Here is a 16,980-nt window from a genome sequence, read left to right as displayed (position 1 = left end):
CAAAGCACAACTACTGCGCAAGACAGATTTCGTACGTGGAGACGATCATCTCCACTGAGGATGTTGAAATTCGAAAACCCCGGCGGGTCTCGCCATGCAACGGTCTCAACGAATGAATGACTCCGGCAACCATCCTTGCTTGGCCCTCCGGCGGAAGTTGAGGGACCTGCAGTGTCTGCACACTCGAAGCTACGCGCGGCCCCATCCTGCGGCGTGCCCTGGGGGCGCCTCTGAGGCGTCACGTCAAGAGGACATCGAGACGGCAGTGCCTGCCCGTGAGCGGCTCTCTGTTGGCGGAATGCCCACGGCATCAGCCCCCAATCACCGCATCAAACTGCACCATCGCGGTATGCAAGAAGCTCGTTAGGGGGTCCCGCCTACTAAGACGTCATAGTTCCAGACGCTTGCAGGTGCAGACCCTGCAATGAACTTGCGACTTCTGCAAGCGGTGTCCTTGAACTTCCTAGCCACGAACTTTCCTAGCCACCGCGAGGTGGGGTCGGTCGCCTCGGGCCGGGACGCCCTGGCCTTCGTGGCTTAGCTGTAAAGGGAGGGGCTTTTGCCCAAGCTGTGGCGGGCGCCGCATGAATGAAGGCGCTGCAAACCTGGTTGCCCACGTGTTGCCCAATGGCGTGGCGCTTCGCCAGTGGGTGTTAGCGCTTCCCTTCGTGCTGCGCTTTCCCTTGGCGTTCGACGCGCGCCTACTGGGCGCTGTGCACCGTCTGTTCACAGACACGGTGGCAGCCTTTTAACGCGAGCGAGCCGCCAAGACATGCAGCACTGACAGTAAGCCCGAGTGCGGCGGCCTCACGGTCATTCAGCGCGCTTCGAGCGACCTGCCCTGCAACCCGCATTTTCACACCTGTTTCTCGATGGCGTCTATGTGCGCTGCATGCACCGGCGGATCGTGATCGCTCGGATCGAACCATCGTGATCGCCGGGATCGGCCATCATGATCACCTGGATCGGTGCTCACGATCAGCGGGATCGGCCATCATGATCACCTAGATCGGTGATCGTGATCAGCGGATGCCGCAGCGTGTCCTGCGAAGGAACACGCCGCGTCGCGGCGATGGAGTTGCTCGAAGGGGCTGCCCCCCGGCTAAAAGCCGGGGATGCCTACGGAGCGACTACCAATGAGACAAGTCAGAGAAATCCTTCGACAGAAATGGCTGCTTGGGCGGAGCCATCGCGATATCGCCCGCAGCCTCGGAATCAGCGCGGGGGCGGTAGGCGAGACCGTTCGCCGTGCCAAGGAAGCAGGCTTCACACAGTTCGCGGAGGTGGACACGCTGGCAGCAAGCGCGCTTGAAAGGCGGCTGTACCCGTCCTCTGCTGAGGCAGAGAGGCCACGCCCCGACTGTGCGTGGATCCATCGCGAGCGGCGCTATCCTGGCGTGACGCTCGAGCTTCTGCACCTCGAGTATGTCCAGGACAACCCCAATGGCTACGGGTACACGCGGTTCTGCGACATGTATCGTGCGTGGCTCAAGCAGCGTAGCTACTCGATGCGGCAGGTTCACCGCGGCGGCGAGAAGACGTTCGTTGACTACTCCGGAAAGAAGCCTTGCATTTGGGATCCGAAGACGGGCGAGCGCATCGACGTTGAGCTCTTCGTGGCGGTTGTCGGAGCTTCCAACTACACGTACGCTGAGGCGACGCCCACACAACGGGGGCCCGATTGGATTTCGAGCCACTGCCACGCGGTCCAATACTTTGGCGGTGCCACCGAGGTTGTTGTGTGCGATCAGCTTCGCTCTGGCGTCACGGCCCCTTGCCGATACGAACCCGGCATCCAGCGGACCTACGAAGAGTGGGCAGAACATTACGGAACGTCAGTCATTCCTGCTCGTCCACACCATCCCAAGGACAAGGCCAAAGTCGAGACCGCCGTGCGCGTCGCACAGCGGTGGATCCTGGCGCGTCTGCGCCACGAGAAGCACTTCTCGATCGTATCGTTGAATGAGCGCATTTGGGAACTGCTTGAGGACCTGAACAACCGGCAGATGCGGATATACAAACGCAGCCGGCGCGAGATGTTCGAGCGGCTCGATAAACCGATGCTCCGACCGCTTCCCGAACGTCCGTTCTCCTACGGCGAGTGGAAGGCCGTCAAGGTGAACATCGATTACCACGTCGAGGTGGATGGTCACTATTACTCGGTTCCCCATCAGCATGTGGGGGAACAGGTCGAGGCTCGGATGTCGGCTTTCACGGTTGAGGTTATTCGCGACGGCCATCGCATCGCCTCGCACGCAAGGAGCTTCCAGCGCGGGCGCCACACCACCGTGCCCGAGCATATGCCGGCTGCGCACCGCAAACACATGCAGTGGTCTCCTTCGCGCATTGCGAACTGGGCGGCAACGATCGGACCACAGACGCGCCTTCTGGTGGAACGAATCCTCGGCGATCGGCCCCACCCGGAGCAGGGCTATCGATCCTGCCTTGGAATTCTGCGCCTGGAGAAGCGCTACGGCGCCTCAAGGCTGGAGGCCGCATGCGCGCGGGCCGTTGCCGTGGGCGCGCGGTCCTATCGCCATGTCGATTCGATCTTGAAAAACGGCTTGGATGCTTCGCCTTTGCCTTCGCAGGAAAACTCGTCAAGCGCAGCACCTGCTGCACATTCGAATATTCGCGGACCCAACTACTACAACTGAAGGAACCACATGCTGAAGGAACAGACACTCGACAAGCTTCGCAGCCTACGTCTTGACGCTTTTGCCACGACGTGGACAGAGCAGCAGAAGAACACAGAAATCGCCAGACTGTCCTTCGACGAGAGGCTTGGATTGCTCGTCGATGCGGAATGCCTCGCGCGAGAAAACAAGCGGCTTTCGAGATTGCTGAAAGAAGCCAAGCTACGCCTGAGTCAAGCTTGCATCGAGGACATCGACTACTCACCACGCCGAGAGATCGACAAAGCCACCGTTCGTCAGCTGGCTTCCTGTGCTTGGATCCAGCAACACCAAAACGTGATCGTCACGGGAATGACTGGAACCGGAAAGACCTTTCTTGCCTGTGCGCTCGCCCAGCAGGCGTGCCGCAAGGGCTTCTCCGCCATCTACCGTCGAGCCTCTCGTCTCTTCGACGAACTGGCGCTCGCCCGAGCGGACGGCAGCTACGTGCGCCTTCTTGCAAAGCTCGCGCGCGCAGATGTCCTGGTGGTGGATGACTGGGGACTGGCACCCGCACGTGAGCAGGAGCGCAGGGACTTTCTCGAGGTCCTTGAGGACCGCTATGGCCAGCGGTCCACCATCATGACCAGCCAGCTCCCGCCCAACAGCTGGTACGAACATCTGAATGACCAAACCATGGCAGATGCCATCCTCGACCGCCTTCTTCACAACTCTCACCGCATCGTGCTAAAGGGTCCTTCGCGCAGAAAGACAACCCAGGAGATCCCGACCGAGTAACCTTGCCCCCAGAACAACTTCCATCGTCGCTCCGCTCCGACCGATCACGATGCCCGATCTGATTGATCACGTTCGCCGGTATATGCATGTGCGCGACAAACACGGCGGCCCACCCGTGTTTGCCCCCGCTGCTCGCGTGAGTATTTAAAGCCCGACGTCCCGATACTCGCGCCGCGATCATCGAATTCATCGGCCTTGCGACGGCCCGCTTCGTACAACTCACTTGTTCGGGCAGGCCTCGAAGGCCGCGATGCAGGGTTCGAGGCGTGCACCGCTGAAGGTCGCTTGCGGTAGTGGCACCACGTGTGAATCGCCGACATCTGAGTTAATACACGAGCAGGAGTAGGATGCGGCGGTCCTCTCGCACAACACCCACTTGCTCGCGCCATCGCAGTCAACGCCCACCTGGCACGAACGGCTCGTGTGCCAGGTGTCGCGCAGAAGACAGAGGCCCGCCGAGTACCCTGGCGGCAGCTTTCTCGATGGCGTGTACATGCGCGACAAGCACGGGGGCCCACCCGTGTTTGCCCGCGCGCCTCCACCCTCGCAAGCGCAGGTGGAGGCGGTGGTGAACAAGGCTGCCCAGCGCATCGTGCGCTTCTTGGCAAAGCGCGGCCTCATTGCGCTTGCCACTGCCCCAGGTGATGACGAGGTGACGGTCAGCTCCTTGCCGCCGCCGCCGCTGGCTTACCACCTGCGGGGCCAGCGCAGCGGCGCGCGCCGCTGCGCATGTCCGTATCCGCCAACGATAAACCGATACCCAAAAGCCGCCTGTGCGCGCAGCATTGGGGCTTTAACCTGCACGCAGCCACGTGTGTGCACGGCAACGACAAACAGGGCCGCGAGCATCTGTGCCGCTACATCCTGCGCCCCCCGCTGGCAAACGACCGATTGCACATCCTGCCCGCCAACAAAGTGCAGCTCGACTTCAAACGCCCGTGCTCTGATGGCACAAGCAGCATCGTGCTTGAGGCCCAGGCCCTCATCGCCCGCCTTGCCGCCATCGTGCCCCCGCCCAGGCGACACGTCACGCTCTACTTCGGCGTCTTGTCGTCCCACAGTGCCTTACGGCGCTTCATCGCGCCCTCGCCCCAGGCGCCCGCCGAGCAGCCCCAGGCGCCACTCGAAGAGTCTAAGGCCACCCCTGCGCCGAAGCCGGCGTGCAAGTCCAAGTACATCGCTTGCAGCGAGCTGCTTCGCCGCACATTCGGCATTGATGTGATGTGCTCCCGCTGCCACGGCAAATTGCGCCTCATGGCTCTGGTCAAGGAACAAGCCACCATTGCCAAAATCCTCGGCGCCATGAGCCTGCCCTCCACGCCGCCGCCTCTTGCTCCCGCCAGAGCGCCTCCTCGTCAGGGCGATCTCGATTGGTGTAACTGACATCCCCCTAAATTGTGGCCCCTGCGGGCCTCAAAGGCGCAGCTATGCCCGCCCCACGACGAACACGCCTTGGCGGCCAATCACCGTCCTCTTTCTTGGCCCAATCCGCCGATCTTTTCCACGCCCCTTCTCCCCATCCTCTGCGCCCACGACCACAAAACACGCTTTGATTTACCTATCGGCAGACGCGCGTGGGAAGCGCGAGCCAGCTGCGTTACGCCTCCTAGAGTACCGGGATGCCAGGGCAGCCGAAAAGAACTGAGACCTGTGCTTCGCCCTCGATGAGTTTCGTGCACGCATTGCCCTGCACCAGCACGACGTCATTGCCGTCGTAGACCCAACCGTTTTCCGAACCGAACTCAAGCTTTGTTTGCCCGACCTTCACGAGCACGTTGTCTGCAACGGGAGGCGCCTCGCCGAGGTCCAACCGACAAGAGGCGAGCTGCTGGCTGAGCGACATGAGGATGTTGCGAATGTCCTCGTCGTTGAACGATTCGTAGAACTTGATCTCATCGTCGCGTGCCACGCCTCCTGCCAAGGCCATCTCGTTCAGCTTTTCCCGTTCGTTGACGATGCGAGACGTGCCGAGCAGATAGGTCCTGATCCCTTGCGTGAGGGCCGCCGTGATGGACTCCTCGGGGTGGTAGTCATCGGGGCTGCAGTGGCCAAGGCCCCCTCCGGAGGTCATGAGAATGATGAACTTGTCGCGGCCCATCCCAGATTGCGCCATGAGACGCGTGGTCGCACTATCGATGGCTGCGCGCAGCGACGCGTTGCCCTGCCCAGTCCACTTCGACTCGTCGTCCATCACCTCTTTCCACCGGGCGGCATTGGAGCCAAACCCCACTGTTTGCTGGATTCCGCAGTTGGCTGTCGTTGCCGATGGCGTGGTCGTCAAAGACCAGCCGCTGAGGTTTTGCTGGTCGACGAGACCACGGAGCGTGGTGAATGCGTAGCGGAGGCTCTGTGCGCCGTTCTTCGAGGCATCAGCCACCATGACGACCGAGGACCCTCGTTTGGTCGGCATGACAGTTTTGACGCCACAGTTGTTCGTCTCGGTGGGCTCGGGTTCGGGCGGCGGGGGGGGCGAGCTGACCACCCTCCGGAAAGTCGCCCAGCCCCCGGAAGGCGTCACCGGCGTCAGGGCCCATCCCGGAGCCTCCGGCCCCAGTCGCGTCGCCACCTTGGGGTCCGCACGCCAGGAGACCGCATGCCAAAAACGCAGCCAGGCCCGCCCTCCCGGGTTTAGCCTGACGCCGAGAGCGGCAGACCCGCGCATAGGTGCGCTCGGCGCAAAGTCCAGGGGCAGGGTTCACGGGACGAGATGATGTGCTCAAGCTGCTACCTCCAACACCGGGAGACGCAGTGGCTCTGTTCGCGGCTCAGTTTTCGGTGGGGGCACCCGGAGACAGGGAAGGGTGAGCACCGCGGCGTGGTGGCCCTCGCGCGGTGATTGGTGCCCCCGGGTGTCAGGACGGCGCGACGACGGCCCCGCGATTTCAGGGCTTCGGCTCCTCGATCTGCACCTTGGCGACGAAAGCGGCCTTGCCGGCGAGCCCTTTGAGACCCGCAATGATGACGGCGCCGTCGCCCGCAGGCGCGATGCGCAGCGCGGCCAAGCCTTCTTGCACGGGCAACGCCCCCTCCTTCTCGAAGGGACCGACGGGGAGCTGGCAAAGCGCGGCCTCATTGCGCTTGCCACAGCCCCAGGTGATGACGAGGTGACCGTCATCGTTACGACCCGCCAGATGCATTTTGCGGACACCGGCAGATCCGAAGGCTGGTACATCGGCGGCATGGCTAGGACCGCCCGGCATCTCGCTTGCCTATGCCAGCCGGCGCATGGCTTTACAGGACCGGAACTGTTAGGCACTCGCTCGAGGTTTCCATCCGAACGCTCGAAAGCGGTGTCTGCCGTTCGGCGTGAAAAGTCTCGAAAGCGTAGGTTTGACGTGGTGAAGTGAAAATTGTGTTCCTGCCCTTGGTTGCCAAACCCCGCACCGTCAACTGGAAAAGACGCCGCATCCTCGAACACGAAGACGCCCGGACTTTTTTTGTCGTTCCTGCGGAACTAAGGCACGAGGCCGCTTGCCCTTGCCCAAGCAACCTCCAATGTTCCGCTGGGCAGCGCCGATCGTCAGCCGTCTAGGGCAGATTCGCGCTTCGCAGCGTTGCTCACCAAGGCGTGAGCAAGCGCCCGTCGCGCGCGAAACAGGCGAACACCTACGTTCGTGATCGAAATGCCCAACGCCGCGGCCACCACTTGGGTGGATTGTTCCTCTAAATATACGCGGCCAATGACGTCTCGCTGGGACGCGGTTAGGCCACCGAACGCCACTTGCATGAGCCGAAGCGCTTCGTACCTTTCCAAGGATTCCTCCGCCCGAGGCGATTCAGTGAAGATTTCTGGGGCCACGTCCGCGTGTTCAATGAAGCTCACGTGCCTACTCGCTTCGCGCCGCAGGCTACTGGCTTTCCTCTGCGCGATCACAAATAGCCAAGTCGAAAGCTGCCCCTCGCCGCGAAAACGTGACAACGATCGCCAAGCCGTTAGGAAAATCTCTTGCACCACGTCGTCTACGTCGGCGTCCCTCGGAAGCCGGCGGCGGATCCAGCGGGCAACGGTGCCACGGTTCTCTCGATAAAGTGACGCGAGCTTTAGCTCTAGACCTTTCGGATCAGGCTGTTCGTCTTCCAGCGCCATCGCCATCGGCGAGGAGACCCGTGAAGGGCTTCAAACGGTCCAACTTTTTTTACAAGCTGCCTTGAAGGTCTCAAACGCTCACTCGTTGGCCGCGCTGAGTGTGATGCCCTTCAAGGGGTACGGTCCAGCCAAACCTTCAAGACGAAGGGGAACTCACTCGTCACCGCATGGTCACCCGCAATGAGAAAGCGCCTGTCCTTAGCGGGTATGACAAACTTGGGAATCAGCCCTTTGGTCCCAGGAATGGCCACAGCACCAGTCGTTATGAACGGCGATCGTACGTTGCCCGTGTTTCGATCGAGCACGGTCATGTAGATTCCAGGTTGCTGGCCGGTTTCGCGGTAGCCGACGAAAACGAGATCGCCATCGTCCAAAACAAAATCCGTCCAGGCTATGCTCGGGTCTGGAAGCCGTACCACTCCCTTTTCCCCAAATGCCGACCTGGGCTGTCCTTCTAAGCCAAAAGAAAATACGCCGAAGATCGTCTCAGATGGTACAGCACCGGTGGGCAAGATCGACGTCATCAAATACCGGGTGCGCTCAGGCGCAATCTTGACCCGCGGCAACTGAGCAGAGGCGAAGGTGTACCCAAACGAATCCCCCGGGCCCACGCTTTCGCTCAACTTCTCTATGCCGAATTTCGACAGGACCGCCGAGAAATAGGTCTCGGCACCTAAGCCGCCCTCTGACGAGGCTACGCCAACGATGTCTACGGAACCGTTGTCGTCAGCCAGGGCCAAGGGATAGTCGTTACCTGCCCGAACCGCTCTGTAGATGGATCCCGTCAGATCTCCGGAAGACAGGTTCAGTGTCACTAGGAATGCATCCTCGTCTTTGTTCTTAGTGGACGGGTAAAATCCGCCAAGAACGGGTCCAAGCGAACTGAGCCCCAAGAGGGTGATTCCTGCCTGGCCTAAGTCAGCGACCTCAAAATAAGCCCCTTTCAAGCCCTGGCCGGTCATAGACCGAACCGCAATAAAAGATCCGTCCTGTGGTTTACTCGCGAGCAGCATCAGCTCTAAATTAGGTTCCCAGATCATCCGGGCCCCCTCGCATCCAAGCTCCTGGAAGAGGACCCCTTTGGGGAACGATTCGACAACGACCCCTGAATGGTCGAGCATGACGATCGTACAGTCGGTGCTCAAGAGCGCGGCGATTGCGGTGTTCAGTTCAACGATGTCACGCACCTCGGTGCCCCCCCTTGTTGGGAGGGTCGAGATTCCTGCCGAACCGAACTCCTGAACGAGCCCTGCGACCGATAGCTCGCCACTCGGATCAACATCGGCGGCGTACAGGAACTACAAGCGCCACGTCCCTCCGCGTCAAATTTGTCTGATAAAATATGTTCTATCAACTAACGTAAGCCGCCTTGCGTCCTTAGCCTTACTGCCGGTCTGATAAAATATGTTCTATCAACTAACGTAAGCCGCCTTGCGTCCTTAGCCTTACTGCCGGGCGACCTGCGGGCGCAATGGTCTATGCGATGGCGCGGGTGGGTGCGCTTCGTTCGCGCCCAACGCCATCTGTCAGGCCTCGCGCTGCGAAAACGGGCAGCAATTTGAGGCGGCGACCTGCCGCAACGGAACTTGTGCACCCGCATTGTTCAAAGCCTGCGCCCCTTATACCTGCGGTGACAACAATGCCTGCAAATCCGTTTGTAGCGTGGCGGCAGATTGCGCGCCGGGGGCCAGCTGCGAGCAAGGGACGTGCAAGGTTGCGCCTGTGACTGTCATGCTTGAGGAATACTTGGGAAAAGAAGTGCGCCCCGTCGTTCAACCCCAGGGGCTTGTCAATGGTGCACGACAAAACCTAGACAGGAACTCGAACTGGGATCAGGTACCTCCGGCGCTAACGGGAACCACCTACCTCCTGACATCCCGCGATGACAAAGACGCGCGCAACGGCCCCGAAAACGCGGTCATCTACCGCGTTCGGGTGGACCGCCGTGCCACCGTTTACCTGCTGCTCGACGAGCGGGCGCGCGCGGCGCCTCCCGCGTGGGTCGCTGCCGACGGGTGGGCCGACACAAGTTTGACGCTTCGATCCCAGGGTGCCGACCCGCGTGCGTACCATGTCTATGCACGAGAAGTCGCCGCAGGCGTGCTTGACCTAAAGCGTGTGCGCTCGCTTCAAAACAACGGCACAAGCTACGCCTTCGTCGCGCGCCCCTGAGGCCCTGTCGCACGACCGTCATTCGGTTTTGCTCTGGGCTCAAGCCGCGCGTCCCCGCTGCCGACAACCAGGGACGGCACGAGCGGAGGCTCAACGAAGAGGGAGCGGTTGAATGTCCACGGTCAAGCACACCATGTTTGCTGCGCAAGCGCTGTCTCAGGCTGAGATGTTCGAGGCCCTCTTGGGCCCCATTCGCTTGCCAACCAGCCAGGGCGATTATCGGCCGCAGTTGTCCACCCCCGAAGGCGAATCGACGGGCGGAGGCAAACAGTCGGTTCAGCACATCAAGCTGGTGCCTGCGCAAGCCGCTGGCCCCACGCTCGTCATGGGCTCGGTTGATGCCAAAGCGAAGACGGCTGAGTTGCGCTCGTTTGAGGGCTTCTGTCAGATGGTCGACGCTCGCTTCAAGGGCACGGGCCCCATTCCGGCCGCCGAGCCCTACGCTGCCTTACTCAAGAAGATCATTGGATTTTACAACTCGCAGGCCGTGGCGGTCACGATGAAGGGGATTGAAGTGTTGGCGGCGCCCGAGGTGGCAGAAGACCCTGGCGCGCCCATCCCCCCAAACAAACACAAACTTGGCCTCGCCATCGGCATCGTTATAGGGGTAGGCGTGGCCGTCCTGGGTGCCCTGGTTCTGGTCTAAACTGGTTGGCGCTTGGTGGCAAGCGGCGGCATGCGCAGCCACGCCGGGCATGAGCCGGGCATGATTGGTCGGACAAAATCGGACGGCCGCGACGTTTTCCGGTGACCCGATCGGCGCCACACGGGTCTCCCCCCTCTCCATGACAACACGGTTTTTCGTTGCTCACCGGAGCCGCTTTTCGCTCCTCTCCCACTCAATCCTCGGGGCCCCGCTCGTGAAAAGGCTCATGGGCCGTGGCCTCCGACAACCGCTGGCTTGCGGGCGCTCTGTTTTGCTGGTGCTTGCGCTGGTAGCCTCTGGCATGACGACAGCGGGGTGCTCGGACGACGACGAAGACGAAAAGGAAACGTCCGGCGAGGGTCAAAACACCCCAGGCGGCACAGATAACGCCGCAGGCGGAAACGGGGGCAATGGGGTTCCTAGCGCTGGCGGGGCGGGCGGCAATTCCCCCTCCACTGGCGGCAGCGGCGGCAGCGGCGGCATGGCGCCGGGCACAGGCGGCTCGGCAGGCGCCCCGGGCTCAAACGACGACGACGACGACAACGCCGACGATGACGACAACGCCGACGATGACGACAACGCCGACGATGACGACAACGCCGACGATGACGACAACGCCGACGATGACGACAACGCCGACGATGACGACAACGCCGACGATGACGACAACGCCGACGATGACGACAACGCCGACGATGACGACAACGCCGACGATTGAGAAACGCCCATCGAAATGGTGAAGGCCGCCCAACAGGTGGCCTGAATGCCAAAAGACATCTTGCGCGAGGCCAGCATTGAAACGTCACCCCGTCCTGGGGACGCTCGGTCGCGCAGGTTGCCGGGCTACAGCTTGCGCAGCCAAGCCTGCGCCGCTTCCAGGCGTTTTTCCAATTGCCGAATGGAAGCCTCACTGATGCGCTTGACGCCTGATTTGCGATTGAGGTCGCCATTGACGTCGGCATGGCGACGCCCCGTCAGGTGCACCAACTCACGCACAATCGCGCTGTTTTTTTCCCGCAGATCGCGGCGCCTTGCCAACGGGCTGCCAGCCGGCAAGGGCGCAGGGGCGGGCTCGGGCTCGGGCAACGGCAAAGGCGCGATGGATTCCCATGCGGTCTCCAACGGCGCTGTCGCCGGCTCGCCGCCGAAGCCCACCAAGTCGGGGATCTCCTCGCCCGCGTCCTCGAACACGCGCTGCTCATCCAAAGGCCGCCCCTGATCGTCCAGCGGCACCGCTGACAAAGCCGCAAACAGCGACAGCTGATCGTCAAGCAAGTCGGGCTCTTTGGGTGCAGCTTCCTTGGCGGCGGCGTCGTGGCCCCACGTCTCGTCGGGGTTGTCTTTCTTCCTTAAGCTGTGCCGGCGTTGTTCGGCGATCGTAAACGCCGAAGCGCGCACACGCGCGTCGTCGGGAATAAACATGTACGCCGTGCGTACAGGAACTACAAGCGCCACGTCCCTCCGCGTCAAATTTGTCTGATAAAATATGTTCTATCAACTAACGTAAGCCGCCTTGCGTCCTTAGCCTTACTGCCGGCGGTCGGGTTGCCTGCCGTGCAAAACGCTGGGAAGGTCGCGCTTTACGAGACCTACAATCGGACGACCGGCATTGCGGCCCTCAGCAAGATGCCCATCGAGTTGCCGAACGGGCCGCTCCCGTTCGGGTTTACCGCAAGCTCGAACTTCGGCACCCAAGTGGTTAGCACGGGAGGTAGTGTCTTCGTCAGCGATCAGAGTGCCACCCAGGGCCTCGTGTACCGCTTCAAGTGGGAACGGCAGCCAGGGCGGGATCCGCATGACCCGAAGACTTTCACCTACGCCGCGGATACCCTCGTAGGTACGTCGGGGCCGAGCTACGGCAAAGCGCTCGGCGCCTTTGCGGATCTTGTCGCCGTCGGGGAGCCCACCGCGAACAAAGTCGCCGTGTGGCCCACCGGAAACTCGATCACGACACTCGTCACCACGGCGAGCACTCCGCAAGGAACAGTTTCGGTCTCGGTCACGAAGAATGGCGCCGGACCTGACCCGATGGTCACCGCAGGGAACTGCACTACTTTCCAGCAAGGGATTCAGGCAGGCGTAGCGTTGCCCATTTGCCTCAACGTACAGAACACGGGCGAGCTTGTCGGCAGTTCCGAGGTTTGCTTCCCGAACCCAACGGGTAGTGCTGGTTTCAAGGTGTATCGCTGCTCGAGGAGAGCTGTTTGCCTTCCGCTCGAGGTGAAGTCCAACGACCTTTGCTGCGGAGAGCTGACGAAGCGGACAACGTTGACTTTCAACCCCTACTGCGTTGAAACTGATGGCTTCAGCGACTTCCTGGCGACGCCAATTCCGACTCAAACACTCAGGGACGCGGACAGTGATTTGCGGCCCGACCTCGTCGACAACTGTCCAACGACGTTCAACCCCTTCCAAGCGGACACCGACAACGACGGCATTGGCGACGTATGCGAAGCGACTCCGAAGCCCGTCCCCGTCAAAGGCATCGCTCCGGCGCTTGCGCTCCTTCTGGTAGGTGTGGGAGCATTCATCCTTCGTCGCAAGGTGCTCTCTTGAAAAAGCAAATTGGAAGGTTCGTTCTAGGGACGCTTCTCTTGGTCGGGTGCGACGACGATAGCGGCGGCTTGACAGGCGCCACCATTGATGCAGACACCATGGATGCGAACACAATCGTCATCGTCGACGCACAGCAACGCCACGATACCGCCGCCAGGGAGGACGTTCCGCCTTTGGTGACCTCGGACGCGCATCCTCCAGACGCGGCGGTGACGGATGCGGGTGTGGCGCCGGACGGGTCGGTCGCAGACTCGGGCTGGGTGTTTGGAGCGGATGTCACGGAGGTGCCGTGTGACAAGTTTGGGCATGCGCTGAAGGAGGTGGCTAGGGCCACATGCGCCGGCGCCACGCGTCCAGTATCGGCAACCATCTGCTTCCCGAACCCCACGGGGGTTACGCATTTAGAAGTCAACGGTTGCGTTGCCAAGAACGTTCCGTGCGGGCGATATGAGGTACTCGATGCGAGAAGGGGTTTTGTTGCCAAGAATTGCGCATCCTTGAGAGCTATTCACCGTACTGCGTGCGCGGGGGCGACAAGACTGACTTCGTCGTGGCTCTCTCGTATCACTTCGTAGATGTAGACATGGATCTACAAGCGGACCTCGTCGACAACTGCCCGACAGCGTTTAACCCGTTCCAAGCGGACACGAACGGCGACTCCATCGGGGACGCCTGCCAAGGGCAGGACGCTTCGGCGATGTGACCGGGGATCGGCGGGAAGACGATGTTGTCATAGGGGTTATTATCGGACAAGTGCAAGCGTCTCGCCGTTCTTGACGCAAGCGCAAATGCAGCTTATTCGTCCTATGGTCTCTAGACGAAGTGCGCAACCTCTACGTTCAAACCCCTTACTTTAGCAGCGGCAATCGCTTTCCATGCCTTGGCTGACATCAGTGGGATGGGTCGTGGCCGCAGCAACCCCCGCCGCGTTCCGATCAGCTCCTTAGTCTCAAAGAGATCTGCCGGTATGTGCGCCGCCCTTCGCACGCTCACCTCCGACAAAACATTCAAGCCAACGACGTCGCCGCACTCGCACCTCCCGCTTCGCTCGGTGTCGAATGGATCATTGCCCACTCGAGTTGCTTCATGCAGTTCCACCGAGGGGCCAGTGGCCGTCATCTGGAAGGTGTCAAAGGCGTCGACTAAAACTGTATTGAGCCGAGCCAGATTGGCCGTAAAGTGCGTGGACTCGTCAGACTGTGGTCCTGAGATGAGGCCAGAGTTTGGAACGGCAGTGAACATCATCGATCCAGGCGCGGTTTCCCTAACAATGGTCCACAGCGCGCCCACGCTGCCGATGTTGTCTTCAGTGCGATGAGCGTCTGAGCGGCTGCCTCTCCGTAGGCCGAAGAGAATTTTCTGGGGCTTACGCTGTTCATCAGAGCCGATAGGTAAATCAAAGCGTGTTTTGTGGTCGTGGGCGCAGAGGATGGGGAGAAGGGGGCGAACTTCATGGAAACATCATGATGGGCTTTGAAAACGCCATCGGCTTCCACCATAGGCCGCACACCAGAGAACACGCGCCTCGTGAGCAACCTGATGCGCATGCTGCTGTTGTGGCAAAAGCGAGCGTTATCAAACGGCAGCGCCACGGTGAACGTACGGGCACTCACCGCAGGCACCGGTCAAGGCGAGTGGGCCGCAGGTCTTGAGGCAGCGGCGAAAACTGCCGGCAGCGATGCGGCGTTGCTCACAAACACAGCTCAACTGACGCGCGAAGTGCTTGGGCTGTTGGCCAAGGCGCCGACAATTCCCGTACCCGCCGGCTACGCGATGCCTCAGTAGCTGCATTTCCCTCTTTCATGCAATCTGCGTGCATGATTCCCGAATCACATCACGGTGCATGGAAGGGGCCGAACCGCCTGTGGCTCGAGAACGCTAATTTCACGCAGGCGCATTTCCTTGACGAGCCGGTCCTGCAATGTCTTGTTCATCCGCTCAACGCGTCCTTTGGGCTGCGGCGTATTCGCGCAGATGATGTCGATATTGAGAGCTGCCAGCGCCCGACCGAACTGGCTAACACCGGCTGAACAGCCGCTCGATCCTTCCTGATTCACGCGGAACACCCCGTGTTTGTCGCTGCAAAACGCCACGGGATTACCGTGCTGGCCCAGGTACGACTGCGTGGCTGCAAAGTAATGAAGGGCCGATTCACTAACCACGAAACGCAGTTGCATCAACCGTCCCGTCGCATCGTCCACGTAGACCAATGCTGTGCAGCGGCCAGCGCGTGTCTCGAACCACTCATAATCGCAGCCATCAATCTATATGAGTTCGCCAAGACATTGGCGGCGGTGCCGGGGCTGATGCACACGCCGTGTGCGCTCCGAACGGGTGAGCCACAGTCCCGCTTCGGCCAGCCACCCACGCACGGTCTCACGGCTCACGTCAATGCCATGGATTTCAACGAGCTTCTCGTGCGCCAGCTTCGGCCCGAAATCCGCGTAACGCTCACGCACGAGTTCTACAACGACCGCCTTTCGCCTAAGCAGTGAGCTTGCGATTGCTCGGTCGACCGCGCTAGCGCGACATAAGCCCGCACAACCCATCGGCTTTGAACTGCCGGCACAGGCGCTTCACTTGGCGCACGCTAAGCCCTAGCTGTGTCGCGGCCTTGGTTTGTGTTAGCCGCTTCTCAAGCCTACCCCGCCCCTTTGCGCCGAGAGTTCATCACCTGCGGCATTTCCCAGCACGCCTTCGCGCACCTATACGGCGACTGCTGACAAAGTGCCAGGTTCTCCAGGGCGAGAGCACGTTGAGGTTTAAGGCCCGATCTTGCCGCGGCGAGGGAAACGCCCAAGCCGCTCGTACGTTGAACTGTTGAACTAGCGAAACAAAGGATCGTCGACGAAACGCACTTCGAAGATTCGCGGCCAAGACTTGCCCGTCAGCAGGTAGTGTTGACTTTCGGGCACATACGCAATCCCGTTTAGATCTAGCGCTCCATCGATCGCGTCGGACGAAACGTCAGCATGCCGAAGCAGATTTCTGGTGTCGATGATGGCGGTTATCTCGCCGCTCGCAAGGTCGATCCGAACGAGCTCTCGGTACTCGAACACGTTGGCCAAGACTTCACCGTCGACGCACTCAAGCTCATTGAGTCGAAGAAATCTAAAAGGTAGAGTACCGGTCGTGCGCACGTCGACCTGGTGCTTCAGGGCAAAGGTTTCCGAGTCGCGGATCTGCAGTGAGCTCGTGCCGTTGCTCATGACGAAGGACTTGCCGTCATGACAAAGCCCCCAGCCCTCGCCCTCGTAGGCGAACTCGCCGACGCGCTCAAGGGTCTTCATACTCCAAAGCAAGGCTCGCCCCGAGCTGAATGTCAATTGGACGAGCCGGTCGCCATCACGCGCGAGCCCTTCACCGAAGAGGTCCTGATCGAGCCGGACGGCTGCGACCTCTTCACCGGTACCGAGCGCGAGCCGGCGCAGCTGAGAATCACCAACGGTGCCCGTGCTTTCCCACAGCTCGCCATCGTGAAATAAGAGACCTTCGGTGTGGGCCTGCTGCGAATGGGGATAGGTTCTGACGACCTCGACGGTAAGCCGCGCGGGGGGCTTTGTGGCGATCGTCGGCGGATCTTGCCGCCGGATCGCGGGGCTCGCGCCGGCGTTCGAATAGTTGCCGCAGCGGTTCCCAGGCCAGCGGGTATCGAGAAGATGGCCACAGGTCGGAGCGCCGTATTCAATTTCGCACTCGCCATCTTCGACGCAAGATCGGCAGCGGCCGTCGATGCACAGGTAAGCACCACAAGTATTCTGCTTGCCGTCGGTTGTGCCGTTCGGATTTCGCGGCGCGAGCGTGCAAGGCGCACCAAAGCGGGCGGTCGAACTCACGTCGACGCTGCCGCACTGTCCGGTCCGGTCGCAGAATCCGCCGCTGCAGTCCGCGTCGGTACTGCATCCACCGAGGGCTGCCTCAGGCAAGGAGCGAGCGGTCGAACTGCATCCCAAGAGTCCAGCGAACCAGACCACGAACGTCACAGAGGCGTGCCGTGCTTGCCCGCAGGATCGCTTCCCTGGCGCTAGTCGGGACCCGGCATTCCTCAAAGTCGATACACCTGAAAGTTTCGTCATGTTTTAACCTCGGGCTGAGGTGGCCGCAGC

17 protein-coding genes and 1 pseudogene are annotated in these 16,980 nt (G+C 61.0%); 11 read left to right on the top strand and 7 right to left on the bottom strand.

Features of this window, described 5'->3' with window-relative positions; all coding sequences use genetic code 11:
* The first annotated feature begins 533 nt into the window (after window positions 1–533).
* The 4 genes and pseudogenes from KA712_00540 to KA712_00525 all read left to right on the top strand — a co-directional run bounded on the left by KA712_00540 (window position 534) and on the right by KA712_00525 (window position 4,796).
* Window positions 534–752 (top strand): annotated as a pseudogene (locus KA712_00540) (transposase zinc-binding domain-containing protein).
* Between the two features lie 363 nt (window positions 753–1,115).
* Window positions 1,116–2,657: an IS21 family transposase gene (istA, locus tag KA712_00535; protein ID MCG5051424.1), complete on the top strand. Its 1,542-nt coding sequence runs from the start codon at window positions 1,116–1,118 to the stop codon at window positions 2,655–2,657.
* Between the two features lie 9 nt (window positions 2,658–2,666).
* Window positions 2,667–3,413 (top strand): IS21-like element helper ATPase IstB, encoded by a 747-nt coding sequence (istB, locus tag KA712_00530; GenBank protein ID MCG5051423.1) that lies wholly within the window; start codon window positions 2,667–2,669, stop codon window positions 3,411–3,413.
* Between the two features lie 729 nt (window positions 3,414–4,142).
* A complete protein-coding gene (locus KA712_00525; GenBank protein MCG5051422.1) occupies window positions 4,143–4,796 on the top strand; it encodes a transposase in 654 nt (217 codons plus the stop codon).
* A 223-nt stretch (window positions 4,797–5,019) separates the two neighbouring features.
* Here the strand turns inward: KA712_00525 and KA712_00520 are convergent, their stop codons facing one another.
* The 4 genes from KA712_00520 to KA712_00505 all read right to left on the bottom strand — a co-directional run bounded on the left by KA712_00520 (window position 5,020) and on the right by KA712_00505 (window position 8,687).
* Window positions 5,020–5,823: a VWA domain-containing protein gene (locus KA712_00520; protein ID MCG5051421.1), complete on the bottom strand. Its 804-nt coding sequence runs from the start codon at window positions 5,821–5,823 to the stop codon at window positions 5,020–5,022.
* A 472-nt stretch (window positions 5,824–6,295) separates the two neighbouring features.
* On the bottom strand, window positions 6,296–6,613 hold the full coding sequence (locus KA712_00515) for a hypothetical protein (GenBank protein ID MCG5051420.1): 318 nt from the start codon (window positions 6,611–6,613) through the stop codon (window positions 6,296–6,298).
* Between the two features lie 320 nt (window positions 6,614–6,933).
* Window positions 6,934–7,506, bottom strand: coding sequence for an RNA polymerase sigma factor (locus tag KA712_00510; GenBank protein MCG5051419.1), 573 nt, complete (start codon window positions 7,504–7,506; stop codon window positions 6,934–6,936).
* A gap of 104 nt (window positions 7,507–7,610) precedes the next feature.
* Window positions 7,611–8,687, bottom strand: a complete 1,077-nt coding sequence (locus KA712_00505; GenBank protein ID MCG5051418.1) for a hypothetical protein — start codon at window positions 8,685–8,687, stop codon at window positions 7,611–7,613.
* Between the two features lie 544 nt (window positions 8,688–9,231).
* On the opposite strand from KA712_00505, the gene KA712_00500 reads away from it, so the two are divergent.
* From KA712_00500 to KA712_00490, 3 genes are all read left to right on the top strand, one after another.
* The gene (locus KA712_00500; GenBank protein ID MCG5051417.1) at window positions 9,232–9,672 is read left to right on the top strand and encodes a hypothetical protein; all 441 of its coding nucleotides are present in this window, start codon (window positions 9,232–9,234) and stop codon (window positions 9,670–9,672) included.
* 112 nt (window positions 9,673–9,784) lie between these two features.
* Entirely contained in the window at window positions 9,785–10,318 is a 534-nt protein-coding gene (locus tag KA712_00495; protein ID MCG5051416.1) for a hypothetical protein, read from the top strand.
* Between the two features lie 226 nt (window positions 10,319–10,544).
* Window positions 10,545–11,036, top strand: a complete 492-nt coding sequence (locus KA712_00490; GenBank protein MCG5051415.1) for a hypothetical protein — start codon at window positions 10,545–10,547, stop codon at window positions 11,034–11,036.
* Window positions 11,037–11,161: 125 nt separating this feature from the next.
* On the opposite strand, the gene KA712_00485 is transcribed toward KA712_00490, so the two are convergent.
* Window positions 11,162–11,740, bottom strand: a complete 579-nt coding sequence (locus KA712_00485) for a hypothetical protein (protein MCG5051414.1) — start codon at window positions 11,738–11,740, stop codon at window positions 11,162–11,164.
* 606 nt (window positions 11,741–12,346) lie between these two features.
* Between KA712_00485 and KA712_00480 the strand changes: the two genes are divergently transcribed.
* The 3 genes from KA712_00480 to KA712_00470 all read left to right on the top strand — a co-directional run bounded on the left by KA712_00480 (window position 12,347) and on the right by KA712_00470 (window position 14,659).
* Window positions 12,347–12,874 carry a thrombospondin type 3 repeat-containing protein gene (locus KA712_00480; protein MCG5051413.1) on the top strand — a complete coding sequence of 176 codons (528 nt, stop codon included), beginning with the start codon at window positions 12,347–12,349 and terminating at the stop codon, window positions 12,872–12,874.
* Window positions 12,875–13,457: 583 nt separating this feature from the next.
* Entirely contained in the window at window positions 13,458–13,577 is a 120-nt protein-coding gene (locus KA712_00475) for a thrombospondin type 3 repeat-containing protein (protein ID MCG5051412.1), read from the top strand.
* An 824-nt stretch (window positions 13,578–14,401) separates the two neighbouring features.
* Window positions 14,402–14,659 (top strand): hypothetical protein, encoded by a 258-nt coding sequence (locus KA712_00470; GenBank protein MCG5051411.1) that lies wholly within the window; start codon window positions 14,402–14,404, stop codon window positions 14,657–14,659.
* 44 nt (window positions 14,660–14,703) lie between these two features.
* Here the strand turns inward: KA712_00470 and KA712_00465 are convergent, their stop codons facing one another.
* A complete protein-coding gene (locus KA712_00465) occupies window positions 14,704–15,075 on the bottom strand; it encodes a hypothetical protein (GenBank protein MCG5051410.1) in 372 nt (123 codons plus the stop codon).
* A 105-nt stretch (window positions 15,076–15,180) separates the two neighbouring features.
* Between KA712_00465 and KA712_00460 the strand changes: the two genes are divergently transcribed.
* Window positions 15,181–15,369 carry a hypothetical protein gene (locus KA712_00460; protein MCG5051409.1) on the top strand — a complete coding sequence of 63 codons (189 nt, stop codon included), beginning with the start codon at window positions 15,181–15,183 and terminating at the stop codon, window positions 15,367–15,369.
* A gap of 330 nt (window positions 15,370–15,699) precedes the next feature.
* Here KA712_00460 and KA712_00455 read toward each other — a convergent pair whose 3' ends face one another.
* Window positions 15,700–16,710, bottom strand: coding sequence for a glutaminyl-peptide cyclotransferase (locus tag KA712_00455; GenBank protein MCG5051408.1), 1,011 nt, complete (start codon window positions 16,708–16,710; stop codon window positions 15,700–15,702).
* Between the last annotated feature and the right edge of the window lie 270 nt (window positions 16,711–16,980).

Source organism: Myxococcales bacterium (assembly GCA_022184915.1).
GTDB lineage: Bacteria > Myxococcota_A > Polyangia > Fen-1088 > Fen-1088 > JAGTJU01.
The sequence above is the reverse complement of the archived record's forward strand: the minus strand, read 5'-3'. Positions and strand labels throughout refer to the sequence as shown.

Excerpts from the sequence above, each read along its gene's own strand:
- istA (MCG5051424.1), top strand. The coding sequence starts at position 1,116 with ATGCCTACGGAGCGACTACCAATGAGACAAGTCAGAGAAATCCTTCGA.
- istB (MCG5051423.1), top strand. The coding sequence starts at position 2,667 with ATGCTGAAGGAACAGACACTCGACAAGCTTCGCAGCCTACGTCTTGAC.
- KA712_00525 (MCG5051422.1), top strand. The coding sequence starts at position 4,143 with ATGTCCGTATCCGCCAACGATAAACCGATACCCAAAAGCCGCCTGTGC.
- KA712_00520 (MCG5051421.1), bottom strand. The coding sequence starts at position 5,823 with ATGCCGACCAAACGAGGGTCCTCGGTCGTCATGGTGGCTGATGCCTCG.
- KA712_00515 (MCG5051420.1), bottom strand. The coding sequence starts at position 6,613 with ATGCCGGGCGGTCCTAGCCATGCCGCCGATGTACCAGCCTTCGGATCT.
- KA712_00510 (MCG5051419.1), bottom strand. The coding sequence starts at position 7,506 with ATGGCGATGGCGCTGGAAGACGAACAGCCTGATCCGAAAGGTCTAGAG.
- KA712_00500 (MCG5051417.1), top strand. The coding sequence starts at position 9,232 with ATGCTTGAGGAATACTTGGGAAAAGAAGTGCGCCCCGTCGTTCAACCC.
- KA712_00495 (MCG5051416.1), top strand. The coding sequence starts at position 9,785 with ATGTCCACGGTCAAGCACACCATGTTTGCTGCGCAAGCGCTGTCTCAG.
- KA712_00490 (MCG5051415.1), top strand. The coding sequence starts at position 10,545 with ATGGGCCGTGGCCTCCGACAACCGCTGGCTTGCGGGCGCTCTGTTTTG.
- KA712_00485 (MCG5051414.1), bottom strand. The coding sequence starts at position 11,740 with ATGTTTATTCCCGACGACGCGCGTGTGCGCGCTTCGGCGTTTACGATC.
- KA712_00480 (MCG5051413.1), top strand. The coding sequence starts at position 12,347 with ATGGTCACCGCAGGGAACTGCACTACTTTCCAGCAAGGGATTCAGGCA.
- KA712_00475 (MCG5051412.1), top strand. The coding sequence starts at position 13,458 with ATGGATCTACAAGCGGACCTCGTCGACAACTGCCCGACAGCGTTTAAC.
- KA712_00460 (MCG5051409.1), top strand. The coding sequence starts at position 15,181 with ATGCACACGCCGTGTGCGCTCCGAACGGGTGAGCCACAGTCCCGCTTC.